Source organism: Novosphingobium decolorationis (assembly GCF_018417475.1).
GTDB lineage: Bacteria > Pseudomonadota > Alphaproteobacteria > Sphingomonadales > Sphingomonadaceae > Novosphingobium > Novosphingobium decolorationis.
Genome location: NZ_CP054856.1, coordinates 771,432 through 785,411 on the forward strand (window position 1 = coordinate 771,432; position 13,980 = coordinate 785,411).

The 13,980-nt window shown below is 65.6% G+C and carries 13 protein-coding genes; 8 read left to right on the forward strand and 5 right to left on the reverse strand.

Annotated elements, in window-relative coordinates; translation table 11 throughout:
• The 3 genes from HT578_RS03550 to HT578_RS03560 form a co-directional block, all read right to left on the reverse strand.
• Positions 1 to 1,620 carry an FAD-dependent oxidoreductase gene (locus HT578_RS03550; protein WP_213502191.1) on the reverse strand — a complete coding sequence of 540 codons (1,620 nt, stop codon included), beginning with the start codon at positions 1,618 to 1,620 and terminating at the stop codon, positions 1 to 3.
• A 366-nt stretch (positions 1,621 to 1,986) separates the two neighbouring features.
• Complete coding sequence (cobS, locus tag HT578_RS03555) at positions 1,987 to 2,964, reverse strand: cobaltochelatase subunit CobS (protein WP_413465125.1); 978 nt, start codon at positions 2,962 to 2,964, stop codon at positions 1,987 to 1,989.
• A gap of 120 nt (positions 2,965 to 3,084) precedes the next feature.
• The gene (locus tag HT578_RS03560; RefSeq protein ID WP_213502192.1) at positions 3,085 to 3,786 is read right to left on the reverse strand and encodes a winged helix-turn-helix transcriptional regulator; all 702 of its coding nucleotides are present in this window, start codon (positions 3,784 to 3,786) and stop codon (positions 3,085 to 3,087) included.
• 241 nt (positions 3,787 to 4,027) lie between these two features.
• Between HT578_RS03560 and HT578_RS03565 the strand changes: the two genes are divergently transcribed.
• Positions 4,028 to 4,660, forward strand: a complete 633-nt coding sequence (locus HT578_RS03565) for a glutathione S-transferase family protein (RefSeq protein ID WP_039393025.1) — start codon at positions 4,028 to 4,030, stop codon at positions 4,658 to 4,660.
• A 30-nt stretch (positions 4,661 to 4,690) separates the two neighbouring features.
• Entirely contained in the window at positions 4,691 to 5,173 is a 483-nt protein-coding gene (locus HT578_RS03570; RefSeq protein WP_239026469.1) for a GFA family protein, read from the forward strand.
• Between the two features lie 179 nt (positions 5,174 to 5,352).
• Here HT578_RS03570 and HT578_RS03575 read toward each other — a convergent pair whose 3' ends face one another.
• Positions 5,353 to 5,799 (reverse strand): J domain-containing protein, encoded by a 447-nt coding sequence (locus HT578_RS03575; protein WP_338422161.1) that lies wholly within the window; start codon positions 5,797 to 5,799, stop codon positions 5,353 to 5,355.
• 193 nt (positions 5,800 to 5,992) lie between these two features.
• On the opposite strand from HT578_RS03575, the gene HT578_RS03580 reads away from it, so the two are divergent.
• From HT578_RS03580 to HT578_RS03605, 6 genes are all read left to right on the forward strand, one after another.
• Entirely contained in the window at positions 5,993 to 6,265 is a 273-nt protein-coding gene (locus HT578_RS03580) for a BolA family protein (protein WP_039393004.1), read from the forward strand.
• A 107-nt stretch (positions 6,266 to 6,372) separates the two neighbouring features.
• Positions 6,373 to 7,029: an ATP phosphoribosyltransferase gene (gene hisG, locus HT578_RS03585; protein ID WP_039393002.1), complete on the forward strand. Its 657-nt coding sequence runs from the start codon at positions 6,373 to 6,375 to the stop codon at positions 7,027 to 7,029.
• A complete protein-coding gene (hisD, locus tag HT578_RS03590) occupies positions 7,029 to 8,318 on the forward strand; it encodes a histidinol dehydrogenase (protein ID WP_213502193.1) in 1,290 nt (429 codons plus the stop codon). The genes hisG and hisD overlap by 1 nt, the downstream gene beginning before the upstream one ends.
• A complete protein-coding gene (gene nusB, locus HT578_RS03595) occupies positions 8,318 to 8,761 on the forward strand; it encodes a transcription antitermination factor NusB (protein ID WP_213502194.1) in 444 nt (147 codons plus the stop codon). The genes hisD and nusB overlap by 1 nt, the downstream gene beginning before the upstream one ends.
• A 52-nt stretch (positions 8,762 to 8,813) precedes the next feature.
• Positions 8,814 to 9,773: a thiamine-phosphate kinase gene (gene thiL, locus HT578_RS03600; RefSeq protein WP_213502195.1), complete on the forward strand. Its 960-nt coding sequence runs from the start codon at positions 8,814 to 8,816 to the stop codon at positions 9,771 to 9,773.
• Positions 9,774 to 9,889: 116 nt separating this feature from the next.
• Entirely contained in the window at positions 9,890 to 11,992 is a 2,103-nt protein-coding gene (locus HT578_RS03605) for a sodium-translocating pyrophosphatase (RefSeq protein WP_213502196.1), read from the forward strand.
• A gap of 16 nt (positions 11,993 to 12,008) precedes the next feature.
• On the opposite strand, the gene uvrC is transcribed toward HT578_RS03605, so the two are convergent.
• Positions 12,009 to 13,952: an excinuclease ABC subunit UvrC gene (gene uvrC, locus HT578_RS03610; RefSeq protein ID WP_213502197.1), complete on the reverse strand. Its 1,944-nt coding sequence runs from the start codon at positions 13,950 to 13,952 to the stop codon at positions 12,009 to 12,011.
• Between the last annotated feature and the right edge of the window lie 28 nt (positions 13,953 to 13,980).

A 13,980-nucleotide genomic window follows, 5' to 3' on the forward strand; every position in this document is an offset into this window, starting at 1 on the left:
TCAGGCGATCTTCTTCAGCACTGGCTGCGCAGGCTGACCCGCGATCTGATCGGCGAGGCGCAGCGCCAGCGCGACAATGGTGAAGGTCGGGTTCGCCCAGCCCGAGGTCGGGAAGACCGAGCTGCCCGCGATGTAGAGGTTGTTGACCCCGTGGACGCGGCACTGCGCGTCGACCACGCCCTCGGACGGTGAGTTGGACATGCGCGTCGTGCCCATGTGGTGGTAGCCGCCGATCGGATGCGCGCTGACCAGCGGATCGAAGGTCCACTCGCGGCGCGCGCCCGAAAGCCAGGGCTCCTTGTCCACCTTGCCCAGCCCCATCCGCTCGATCTCGGCCCCGAAGGTGGAGACCAGCCGGTCGACCGAGTGCACGTCAAGGTCGGTGAGGCGCCAGTCCAGTTCCACGCGCGGCATGCCCAGCGCATCGCGCTCGCCCGAAAGGCGCACCCGGCTGTCGGGATTGGGCGCCTGTTCCGCGCGCACAAGAAGCGCGGCTTCCACGCGGTTGAGCTTGTACAGCAGCCACGAACGCGCGGGGTCGGCCACCTTCTGCGCCATCGTCGCCGCCCGCTTGGTGACCAGCCACATGAGGCGCGCGTGGCGCGTGGGCGAGAGATCGTGCTTGATCTTGTTGTAGGCGCGCATGCCCATGAACTGGCGGCTGTCCGACGGCTGGCGCGGAGCGATCGTCATCGAGGTGTTGAGCATGCCCTCGCGGCGCTGGGTGCTCTCGGCGGCGGCCAGCAACGCGGCCACCGTCTGGCCGTTCAGGGTGTGGCGGCGGCCATAGGCCTTGAACATGTCCCAGACGAGCCTGGTCGTGACATGCCCGCCGCGCGCGTGGGGATGCTCCATGAAGAAGCGGCCGACCAGATCGTGCCCGTTGCCCAGGCCCTTGGCATGGACCTGGTTGGACGCGAGCAGCAGACGCGGATTCTCGATCCCGCCCGAGGCGAGAACGACCTCGCGGGCATTGATGCGCGCGCGGCGGCCCGCCAGGTTCGCGATGTCGAGACCGGTCACATGGGCCCCGCTGTGGTCGGTCCGGATCTGGGTCGCGGTGGCGTGAGTCAGGATCGTACAGCGCGGATGGCTGACGAGGTCACGGCAATTCTTGATGTTGAAGCGGCTGAATTCCGGGTCGAAATTCCACAGCTTCACGGTCATCGTGTCGTCGAATTCGGGAAACCAGACGCCGACGCGCGCCAGATCCTTGGCTTCGAGCCGACGCTCGGGCAGGCCGAAATAGCCGCGCGATTCGTCATAATATTCCTGCATCTGCGCATAGGAGACCGGCCAGCCCGAGTGCGGCACCCAGTCGCGGCGCTCGAAATCGATGGGGTCGAGCTCGGCGATACGCCCGCCCCAGATCGCGGTGGTCCCGCCAAAGAAGCGCATCCGGGCGTGATCGAGTCGGTAGTAGGGCGCGCCGACCGTTTCGCCCGCGTTGAGATCGCTCGTGTCCTCCTCGTAGTCGAAGCCGCCCGATTCCAGGATCGTGACGCTTCGGCCGGCCGCCAGCAGGCGGCGCGCGACGGTAATACCCGCAACTCCGGATCCCACGACGCACACGTCGGCATCGAAGGTGGACAATTCGGTGGACTTGAAATCGATAATCATGACAGGGTCTTCGTTTCCGGGATGGGACACAGCTTCACACAGGGAGGCTACATCCAGTCGCCGAAACGGCCCTCTTCGGGGGTTTTGCAGTGCGTTTCAGACCATCGACGGCCATGGCCAACACGAAACCAGATTGCGGGATTGTGTCAGCTTGGTGTCAGCCCCTGTTGCTATGCTATGTAGTTAAACAAAGCGCGATTGCCAGATACGCATTGTAACCCATTTCTCAGCACCGCGTGAGTATTTTTCAACATGCGGCCAACGCAATTGCGCCCCGGACCGAGAGGCTTCCCTCCCGCTCCGGGGCGCAATTGCGATGTATCTTTGTCTTTCAGAGCCTTCGCAGCACCCAGGTGCAGCGAAAGATCAGGCCTTGCCGACGACGCTTTCGGGAAGGTCGTTGCCAAAGACACGCTGGTAGTATTCGGCCACCAGCATGCGCTCGGTCTCGTCGCACTTGTTGAGGAACGAGAGTCGGAACGCGAATCCCACGTCGTTGAAGATCGCGGTGTTCTGCGCCCAGGTAATGACGGTACGCGGGCTCATCACGGTGGAGATGTCCCCGTTCATGAAGCCCTGGCGCGAGAAATCAGCGACCTTGACCATCTGCGCGATGACCTCGGGGGCGACCTGCGTGACCTTCTTGCTCACGATGTCGACTTCGGTTTCCGACGGGAGGTAGTTGAGGCCGACGACCAAGTTCCAGCGGTCCATCTGGCCCTGGTTGATCTGCTGCGTGCCATGATAGAGGCCCGAAGTATCGCCAAGGCCCACTGTGTTGGCCGTCGCGAACAGACGGAAGTGCTTGTCCGGGCGGATCACGCGGTTCTGGTCGAGCAGGGTCAGCTTGCCCTCGGTCTCGAGAATGCGCTGGATCACGAACATCACGTCAGGGCGGCCCGCGTCGTATTCGTCGAAGACCAGCGCGACCGGGTGCTGCAGCGCCCAGGGAAGCAGGCCTTCGCGGAACTCGGTCACCTGCATGCCGTTGCGCAGCACGATCGCGTCACGCCCGATGAGGTCGATACGGCTGATGTGGGCATCAAGGTTGATGCGGATGCACGGCCAGTTGAGGCGGGCTGCGACCTGTTCGATATGGGTCGACTTGCCGGTCCCGTGATAGCCCTGGACCATCACGCGGCGGTTGTAGGCAAAGCCGGCCAGGATCGCGAGCGTGGTGTCCGGATCGAACACGTAGGTCTCGTCAAGATCGGGAACGCGCTCGTCCGCTTCGGAGAAGGCAGGCACCTTCATGTCGATGTCGATCCCGAAGGTTTCGCGAACATCAAGTTCGATATCGGGTGCGGCGAGCACGGTGGCTTCGCGGTTCTCGGCTTGGGTCATCGCTGTCTCTGTCATCGCGCTACCCGACTAAAGGACAGAGCACCGCACCGCAACATGCTTTGCACCGCAAAGGCTTTTTCCCGGTCCGCTGGTGTCGGGCACCCGCCGCGACACCAACGATCAGAGTGCTTTGGGACCCGCTTGCGCAAAAAGTCCGGCAAAGCGGTCGGCAAGAGCCGGATCCCCCTCACTGCGCAGGCCCTTCTCCGGCACGTCACGCTCTGCGCCTGAAAAGAGCACCTCGTGCAGATCGCGGGCAGTTCGCGCCGTGAAGCGCAGCTCCGGTGCGCGCAGGGCCGCGCCTCCGGGATGAATGGTCATGCCGGAGGCCCGAACGCGCGCGGCAAAACGCTGTTCGGCAATGTCGAAAGCGACCCACAGATCGAGCTTTCCAATGCGTTCGGGAACGAGCCAGGACCGCAAGGCGAGCATCAAGGCCACCGGAGTTAGCGGGAGCTCTTCGCCCTGCACGTCCCCCTCGCGATACGCCCAGCGCACGAGCGCGCACAGCACGTCCTCAAGGCCCTGTCCCCATTGCGTGAGCCCATAGGCACGCGCGGAGACCGGAGGCGGCAGCAGGCAAGGCTGGACCACGCCGCTGGCTTCCAGCGTCTCCAGCCGCTCGCTCAGGATCTTGGCCGAGAGGCCCGGCAAGGCCGCGCGAATCTCGTTGAAGCGCCGCGCCCCCAGCAGGAGTTCGCGGGCGATCAGCAGCGACCACCGTTCCCCCATGAGCTCGAGCGCCTGCGCGGCCCCGCAGCCGTCCTGGTACCAGCGCCGGGCCTTGTGGGCCGGAGCCTGCGCCAGTGCCGCAGCCGACATGCCATCCGTTTGACGCGAGATCTGCTGAAGTCCCATGGTTGCAATTGGTAACCCTCCACCAGACCTGCACAAAACAGGACTGCCTCCATATCGGAGCGAAAAGGGCCTCATTGCCCCCGCGATCTCCTGGCATGTCCACACCTTCGGTCCGCCGCGAAGCGATTGACGGCAGGCGCGCCTTGCCGCAGCTTCCCGGGACAAGGCTCTGCGGCAGGGGTTCGCCGGGCAAGGAGAACGGTTCTTGGCTGACTACACGTTCTACACCAATCCCATGTCGCGCGGGCAGATTGCGCGCTGGGCCCTGCACGAAGTCGAAGCAGACTACGATCAGGAACTGGTCGACTGGAGCGCCAAGAGCGCCGATTTCCTTGCGGCAAACCCGATGGGCAAGGTGCCCACCCTTATCCATCACGCCAACGAAGGCCCGCGCGTGGTGAGCGAGGCCGCCGCCGTCTGCCTCTATCTTGCCGAGATGCACCCCGAGGCCGAACTGCTGCCCGACGACACGCAGATGGCGGATTACTACCGCTGGACCTTCTTCTGCGCAGGCCCCGTCGACCAGGCCCTCACCGCCAAGGCGCTGGGCTTCGGCCCCTCCGACGCGCGGCAGGAAGGGCTCGTCAGCTTCGGCAATTTCGAGCGCCTGATCGCCACGCTCGACCACCTTCTCGAAGACCGCATGTGGGTGTGCGGCGAACGCTTCACGATGGCCGATGTCTATGTCGGAAGTTCGATCGATTGGGGGCTCAACTTCGGCCTGCTGCCGCCCAACGAATCCTTCGTCGCCTATACCGAGCGTTGCCAGGCCCGCAGCGCCTACAAGGAAGCCAAGGCCATCGACGGCGCGCTGATCGCCAAGTCCGACAAGGCGTGAGCCACCCGTCCATCAAGGGAGTGTGATGCGATGCTGAGCGGAGAGGAAGGCGGCTGCGACTGTGGCAAGGTGCGCTACCGGCTCGAGGCCGAACCCATCGTCACCAAGTGCTGCCACTGCCACGCCTGCCAGCGCCAGACCGGCAGCGCGTTTGCCCTCAATCTGGTAATCGAGACCGTGCACATCACCCTGCTGGGCGAAGCCCCCGAAGCGGTGGAGATGCCCACTCAAAGCGGTCATGGACAGGCAAACTTCCGCTGCCCCCACTGCCGCATCTCGCTGTGGTCCACCTTCCACCAGGCCGGAGACAAGGCCCGTTTCGTGCGCGCTGGCACCCTCGACAACACGCACGCCGTGGTTCCCGACCTGCATATCTTCACCAAGGCCAAGCAGGACTGGGTCGTCATCCCCGAAGGCGCCGAAGCCTTCGAGGCCTTCTACCGCGGCAAGGACGTCCCGCGCGTCTTCGGCGAAACCAATGCCGCACGCTGGAAGGCCGTGCTGGAGCGCTGACAGTCAGCGCGAAGGCAAAGGAAGTATGCTTTTTCAAGGGGCCATCGCCCCTTGCCCCCAAAATGGGCGACCTTAGCTCTCTCGGCCCACGCAGCTGGTGAGAGGTGAGCCAGACAGTTTTGGGAGCCCGAGGGCGATAGCCCTCGGAATCATCCCTTCACACTATCCTGAAGTTGCCCTCAGGCGAAAGCCGCCGCCTTCTTGAGCAGGTTGTAGGCCTCGACAACCTTCTGCAGCTTCTCGGCGTGGCCATGATCGCCGCCATTCTGATCGGGATGGTACTGGCGCAGGAGGCGGGTGTAGCGCATGCGCATCGTCTTGCGGTCGACATCGAGTTCGAGGCCGAGCACCTTCAGCGCGCCGCGTTCCGCGGGTGTGAAACGGGCGTTGGCGCGCATCTCGTCCTGCACCTCGCCACGGCGGCGCTTGACGTGCTGGCGTGCGCGGGCCTGGATCGCCTCCAGCGGATCGGAGAAATGCGCCCAGTGCGGCGCGCCATCGACCGTCTCGTCGGGACGGAAGGCGCGCGCGGTGTGCTCCCAACCGTGCAGCGGAGACTGCGCGCGGAAGATTTCCTCGGCTTCCATGCCCTCGAAATAGTCGTAACCGGCGTTGAACTCGCGCACGTGCTCCAGGCAGAACCACCGATAGTCGCCTGGCCCGTCGAAACTGGGCGAGCGCGAACCCGGCGCACGAAATTCGCCTGCCTCTTCACATCCCGGCCAGCTGCATTCGCGCCCGTCGGAATCGTATCTTCCATGAAATCTATGCTGTCTCACCCGCTTCAAGATGGGCGAAACAGTCGCTAAATGAAACCCCATGACCGGACCTATCGCCCAGGAAATCGCCCAGCGCCTGACCGCTGCCCTTGCTCCCACCCAGCTCGAGATCGTCAACGACTCGGCCCATCACGCGGGCCACATGGGCGATGACGGCACGGGCGAATCGCACTTCACGATCCATATCGAAAGTGCGCAATTTGAAGGCGTTTCGCGCCTCCAGCGCCAGCGCATGGTGAACGCTGCACTGGGCGACATTCCCGGCGAGCGGGTCCATGCCCTTGCCATCAAGGCGCGCGCGCCCGGCGAGTGATCACCTCCTGCAAATTTGTCCCTCGATTTTGGCGATGAGCGCCATCGCCAAAATCGCGGGCTTCTGCAGGTTGCCCTTTGGCCTGCGTGCGCCTAAATGCGCGCACCATGCCGACACCTTTGACCTTTGCCGTGCCCAAGGGGCGTATTCTCGATGAAGCTCTGCCGCTGATGGCGCGCGCAGGCGTTGTTCCCGACGCCGAGTTTCATGACAAGAAGTCGCGCGCGCTTTCCTTTGCGTGCGAGAACAGCGACATGCGCCTCATCCGCGTGCGCGCGTTCGACGTTGCGACATTCGTCGCACATGGCGCGGCGCAGGTCGGCATCGTCGGCTCGGACGTGGTCGAGGAGTTCAATTACCCCGATCTCTACGCGCCGGTCGATCTCGACATCGGGCACTGCCACCTCTCGGTCGCCGAGATCAAGGGCGAGCAGACCGACACGCTGCCCTCGCACCTGCGCGTTGCCAGCAAGTACCCCAACCTCACCCGCCGCCACTTTGAAAAGCTGGGCGTGCAGGCCGAGGTCGTGAAGCTCAATGGCGCGATGGAACTGGCCCCGACGCTGGGCCTTTCCAGCCGCATCGTGGACCTTGTCTCGACCGGGCGGACCCTGAAGGAAAACGGCCTTATCGAGACGAGCAAGATCCTCGAGATCTCCGCCCGCCTCATCGTCAACCGCGCTGCGCTCAAGACCGACGAGCGCGTGGCGGCCCTCGTCGACGCTTTCCGCGCCGCCGTCGCGCGCGAGAAGGAAGCCGCCTGATGCAGCGCCTTTCCACCCGCGATCCCGGCTTCGAGGAGGCGTTCGCACGCGTCGTCGATGACCGGCGCGAAAGCGCGACCGACGTTGCCGCGGATGTCGCGGCGATCCTCAAGGACGTGCGCACGCGCGGTGATGCCGCGCTGGCTGAACTGACCGCGAAGTTCGACGGCCACGATCTCGACGCCACGGGCTGGCAGGTCTCGGCGCAGGACTGCAAGGCCGCCTTCGACGCGCTCGACCCCGACCTTCGCACCGCGCTTGAACTCGCCGCAGAGCGCATCCGGGCCTACCACGAGGCCCAGCTGCCCGAGAACCGCGACTACACCGATGCGGCAGGCGTGCGCCTGGGCGCGGTCTGGCGCGGGGTCGATGCCGCCGGGCTTTACGTGCCGGGTGGCCGCGCCGCCTACCCCTCCTCGATGCTGATGAACGCCATTCCCGCCAAGGTTGCGGGCGTGGAGCGTCTCGTTGTCGTCACCCCGACTCCCAAGGGCGAGGCGAATGCCCTGGTGCTCGCCGCCGCACACCTCGCCGGTGTGGACGAAGTCTGGCGGGTGGGCGGAGCCCATGCGGTGGGCGCGCTGGCCTACGGCACCGCGCGCATCGCGCCGGTCGACGTCATCACTGGCCCGGGCAACGCCTGGGTCGCCGAAGCCAAGCGCCAGCTTTACGGCGTGGTCGGCATCGACATGGTTGCAGGGCCGAGCGAGATCCTCGTGATCGCGGATGGCAAGAACGATCCGGTTCACACGGCCGCCGACCTTCTCAGCCAGGCCGAGCACGACCCCACCTCGCAGTCGATCCTCATCACCGACGATGCCGCCTTCGCCGAGGCCGTCGCCGAGGCCGTCGAGAGTGAGCTCTCCAAGCTTTCGACCGAAGGTACCGCGCGCACCTCGTGGAACGACAACGGCGTCATCGTCGTGGTCGAGAATTTCGACGAGGCGCCTGCGCTCGCCAATCGCCTCGCCGCCGAACACGTCGAGATCGCCACCGACGATCCCGAAGCGATCTTTGCCAGGATCCGCCACGCAGGTTCGGTGTTCCTCGGGCGCATGACCCCCGAAGCGGTCGGGGACTATGTCGCCGGCCCCAACCACGTTCTTCCCACCGGGCGCCGCGCGCGCTTCTCCTCGGGGCTTTCCGTGCTGGACTTCATGAAGCGTACCAGCTTCATCCAGCTGAACGAGGCCGCCCTTGGCGCCGTCGGCCCCGCCGCCGTGGCGCTGGCCGAGGCCGAGGGTCTTCCCGCGCACGCCCGCTCCGTTTCCGTAAGGCTTGAAAAGTAATGTCCGGTTCCAAGAAATCGCGGGCTGCTGCCCGTCTCGCCGCCGTCCAGGCGCTCTACCAGTTCGACATGGAAGGCACGCCCCAGGCCAGCCTCCTCGACGAATTCCGCCGCCATCGCCTCGGCATGGAAATCGACGACGAGAAGTTCGCCGATGCGGACATTCCCTTCTTCGACGACGTGGTGAAGGGCGTGATCGCCCGCCGCGACGAAATCGACGAAGCGCTCTCGGCCAAGCTGGCCGAAGGCTGGGCCCTTACCCGCCTCGACAAGACCATGCTGCAGATCCTGCGCGCCGGTGCCTACGAGCTCATGGCCCGCGCCGACGTGCCGACCGGCGCGGCCATCACCGAATACGTCGATGTCGCCCACGCCTTTTTCGACGAGCGCGAAGCCAAGTTCGTGAACGGCGTCCTCGACGCGGTCGCGAAGTCGGTCCGCTAAGCCCGATACCCGGATTGACCGGAGCATCGCGTTCCGGTCTATCCTCTTTTCCATGAGCTCCGAAACCGCCTTCATCTCGGCGCTGCGCAATCTTGCGTCCAGCACCGCTGCGCGCGGGCTGATGGACGATGCCGCCGTCCTGAACGTGGGCGGCGCGGACCTCGTCCTGACCATGGACACCGTGGTCGAGAGCGTGCATTTCCTCCCCGACGATCCGGCGCAGGACGTTGCCTGGAAGCTGGTTGCGGTCAACGCCTCGGACCTTTCGGCCAAGGGGGCTTCCCCGCTCGGCTGCCTCTATTCGCACGCGCTGGGCGAGGACGCCTGGGACACCGCCTTCCTGGAGGGGCTGGCCGAGGCCTGCCGCCATTTTACGCTGCCGCTGCTGGGCGGTGACACCGTACGCATGCCCGAAGGCGCGCCGCGCAGCTTCTCACTGACCGCACTCGGCCAAGGCCCCGAAGGCACCGAGCCGCCCGCACGCACGATGGCCCGCCCCGGCGATATCGTGTGGGTCAGCGGCACCATCGGCGATTCCGGTCTCGGCCTCGGCATCCTGCTGGGAACACGCGCTGCGACAGGCCCCGAGGCGGACTGGCTGAAGGCGCGCTACCGCCGCCCTATGCCCCTCACCCCGCTGGGCCCGGCGCTTGCGCCCTACGTTCATGCGATGATGGATGTTTCAGACGGCCTCCTCGTCGACCTCTCTCGCCTGGCTGCGGCCAGCGCCGTCGGCGCCCGGATCGATCTTGGCGCCATGCCGCTGTCTCCGGCGTACTCGGCCCTTGCCGGAACCACGCGCGAGGCCCGCATGAAAGCGGCCTGTGCAGGCGATGACTACGTCCTGCTCTTCACCGCACCAGCGCAAAACACCGTCCACATCGAAGCCATCGCCAAGGCCATGGGCGGCGCGGTTCGTGCGCTCGGCACGATTGGCGCAGATGCGGGTCTGCACCTGACCTGCGAGGGTGCGGAAATCCCCCTTCCGACCCACCTTGGCTACGAGCACTGACCACCTCCCCTGACAAGCAACTTGCCAGTTTCCCGGCACAGGCGTAGCTCTGAGAGCTCCTGAGCGGGAGAAACCCGCCGCAAGAACGATAATAACAGTGGGAAGGGGACAATCGCGTGAATGCACTCACGATTGCAATCGCCCTGGGTGGGATGGCGCTGATCTACGGCTTCGTCACCAGCCGGTTCGTGCTCGGCGCCGATGCGGGCAACACCCGCATGCAGGAAATCGCCGCCGCTATCCAGGAAGGCGCACAGGCCTACCTCAAACGCCAGTACACCACCATTGCCATCGTCGGCGTGGTCGTGGCCGTGATCCTCTTCCTGACACTGGGCGCGATTTCGGCGACCGGCTTCGTGATCGGCGCGGTGCTGTCCGGGACCGCGGGCTTCATCGGCATGACCATCTCGGTGCGCGCCAACGTGCGCACCGCCTCGGCCGCGCAGGACGGTTTGCAGGAGGGCCTCACCCTCGCCTTCCGGGCAGGCGCGATCACCGGGCTGCTTGTGGCGGGCCTGGCGCTTCTCGCGATTGCCGTCTTCTCCTGGTACCTCACCGGACCTGCCGGACATGGCTGGAGCGGCGAAGACCGCAGCGTTGTCAATGGCCTGACGGGCCTGGCCTTCGGGGCCTCGCTCATCTCGATCTTCGCGCGGTTGGGCGGAGGGATCTTCACCAAGGCGGCGGACGTTGGCGCAGACCTTGTCGGCAAGGTCGAGGCCGGCATTCCCGAGGATGACCCGCGCAACCCTGCCGTCATTGCCGACAACGTGGGCGACAACGTGGGCGACTGCGCCGGAATGGCCGCCGACCTGTTCGAGACCTACGTCGTGACCGTGGGCGCGACGATGATCCTGACCGCACTGTTGCTGGGCGATGTCGGCCCGCAGCTCCCCTCGCTCATGGCGCTTCCGCTGCTTATCGGAGGGGCCTGCATCGTCACCTCGATCGTGGGCACCTTCTTCGTCAAGCTGGGCCGGAAGGCCAACATCATGGGCGCCATGTACAAGGGCTTCCTGGTCTCCGCCGTGCTCTCGATCCCAGCGATCTGGCTCGCGATCTCCTACGCCCTGGGCGGCATGGCAAGCGAGTTCCAGGTCGGCGCACGCGAAGTCCATGGCTTCGACCTGTTCCACAGCGCGATGGTCGGCCTTGCCATCACAGGGCTCATCATCTGGATCACCGAGTACTACACGGGCACCAGCTTTCGCCCCGTCAAGTCCATCGCCAAGGCCTCGGTCACGGGGCACGGCACCAATGTCATCCAGGGCCTTGCCATCAGCCTGGAGGCGACGGCCCTCCCCACCCTGCTGATCGTGGCCGGGATCATCGTTGCCCACCAGATCGCAGGGTTACTGGGGATCGCCTATGCGGCGACCGCCATGCTGGCGCTGGCGGGCATGGTCGTGGCGCTCGACGCCTATGGGCCTGTCACCGACAACGCAGGCGGGATTGCCGAGATGGCCGGGCTCGATGACAGCGTGCGCGCCAAGACCGACGCGCTCGATGCGGTGGGCAACACGACCAAGGCCGTCACCAAGGGCTACGCCATCGGTTCGGCAGGGCTTGCCGCGCTGGTGCTTTTCGCCGCCTACACCACGGACCTGCGCGAGTTCTTTCCCGAGCTCACCGTCGATTTCAGTCTGGAGAACCCGTACGTCATTGTCGGACTGCTGCTCGGCGCCCTCCTGCCCTATCTCTTCGGCGCGATGGGCATGACCGCCGTCGGACGCGCGGCGGGCGATGTCGTGCGCGACGTGCGCGCGCAGTTCAAGGCGAACCCGGGCATCATGACCCACCAGACCCGCCCCGACTATGCGCGCACGGTCGATCTCGTCACCAAGGCCGCGATCAAGGAGATGATCGTGCCCTCATTGCTTCCGGTGCTGGCCCCTATCGTGGTCTATTTCGCGATCACGCTGGTGGCGGGGCGGGAGAACGGCTTTGCCGCGCTTGGCGCGCTATTGCTGGGCGTGATCGTCGGCGGCCTCTTCCTGGCGCTGTCGATGACCTCGGGCGGCGGCGCCTGGGACAACGCCAAGAAGTACATCGAGGACGGCAACTTCGGCGGCAAGGGTTCCGAAGCCCACAAGGCCGCCGTCACCGGTGACACCGTGGGCGACCCTTACAAGGACACCGCTGGACCGGCCGTGAACCCGATGATCAAGATCACCAACATCGTCGCGCTCCTGCTTCTTGCCGCGCTGGCCTCAGGTTAACGGAGCGACCTGCCGATCACCCTCCCGGGTGGTAGAAATCGTAGATCGTGCGCGCCACGGCCGCGCTGACACCGGGCGCGCGTTGCAGGTCTTCCAGGCTCGCCGCGCGCACCTTGCCTGCTGTCCCGAAATGCAGCAGCAGCGCGCGCTTGCGCGCCGGGCCGATGCCCGGGATTTCGTCGAGCGGGCTCGCGGTGATGGCGCGGCTGCGCTTGGCGCGGTGCGCCCCGATGACGTAGCGGTGGACCTCGTCGCGCAGACGCTGAAGGTAGAACAGCACCGGGGAATTGACCGGCAGCATCTTCTCGCGCCCGTCGGGAAAGTGGAACACCTCGCGCCCCTCGCGCCCGTGGTGCGGGCCCTTGGCAATGGCGATCAGCGTCACGTCCTCGACGCCCAGCTCCTCCAGAGCCTCCTTGACCGCGCTCATCTGCCCCTTGCCCCCGTCGATCAGGACGAGGTCGGGCCAGGTGCCGCTTTCGCGGTCCGGGTCCTCTTCCATTGCGCGGCCGAAACGGCGGGTCATGACCTCGCGCATCATCGCATAGTCGTCGTTCGACTGGGCTTCGCGGATGTTGAACTTGCGATACTGGTTCTTGATGTAGCCCTCGGGCCCCGCCACGACCATCGCGCCCAGCGCCTTGGTGCCCTGGATGTGCGAGTTGTCGTAGACCTCGATGCGCTGCGGGATTTCAGAAAGTTCCAGGAACTCGGCCATCTCGCGCATGACCTTGGCCTGCGTGCCGCGTTCGGCCAGGCGTCTCTCCAAGGCCTCCACGGCGTTGCGCGTCGCCTGCTCGACAAGGCGGCGGCGCGATCCACGCTGGGGCACCGAGATTTCCACCTTGTGCCCGGCCAGTTCGCGGAAGGCTTCGGAGAGGAGGTCGTTCTCGGGAATTTCGCGGTCGACGAGGATGACCTTGGCCGGCGGCACTTCCTCGTAGAACTGGGTGAGGAAGCTCTGCAGCACCTGCTCGTCGGAAAGGCCCTCGGTGTGCGTCGGGAAGAAGGCGCGGTGCCCCCAGTTCTGCCCGCCACGGATGAAGAAGGCCTGGATCCCGACCTGCCCATTGTTCACCGCCATCGCGAAGATGTCGGCGCTGTCGAGCCCTTCGGCGTTGATCGCCTGGCTGCCCTGGATGAAGGTCGCCGCGCGCAGGCGGTCGCGCAGCATGGCCGCGCGCTCGAAGTCGAGCGCTGCGGCCGCCTCGGCCATCTGCGCCTCGATCTTGCGCTGCACCGCGTTGGACTTGCCCCCCAGGAAGTCCTTCGCTTCGCGCACCAGTTCCGCATACCCCGCCTCGTCGATGCGGCCCACGCATGGCGCCGAGCAGCGCTTGATCTGGTAGAGCAGGCAGGGGCGGTCACGGCGCGCAAAAAAGCTGTCCGTACAGCTCCTTAGAAGGAAGAGCTTCTGAAGCGCATTAATCGTGGTGTTGACCGATCCCGCGCTGGCGAAAGGGCCATAGTAATTGCCCTTGGCCTTGCGCGCGCCCCGGTGCTTCATGATCCGCGGATAGTCGTGATCGGCACGCAAAAGGATGAAGGGGAACGACTTGTCGTCGCGCAGCAGCACATTGTAGGCGGGCCGAAAGCGCTTGATGAGCTGCGCTTCCAGGAGCAGCGCCTCGGCCTCGGAATTGGTCGTGACGATGGTCATCGAGCGGGTCTGGCTGACCATGCGCTGGAGGCGCGAGGGCAGGCGTTCCCACTGCGTGTAGTTGGCAACGCGGTTGCGTAGGACGCGGGCCTTGCCGACGTAGAGAACCTCGCCGCGCGAATCCTGCATGCGGTAGACGCCCGGACGCGTGGGCAGCGTGCGCACGGTATCGCGGATCACCTCGACACCGGCTTCGAGGTCAGGCTTGTCCGACCCGCGCACGGTGGAGGTGGCCCGATCCTCGTTGAAGCGTTCGGTGCCTTGGGGAGTTTCCGGAGTTCCGGCCGGTGTTCGCGACATGTCCTCCAGATAGGGGCACGGACGGCGC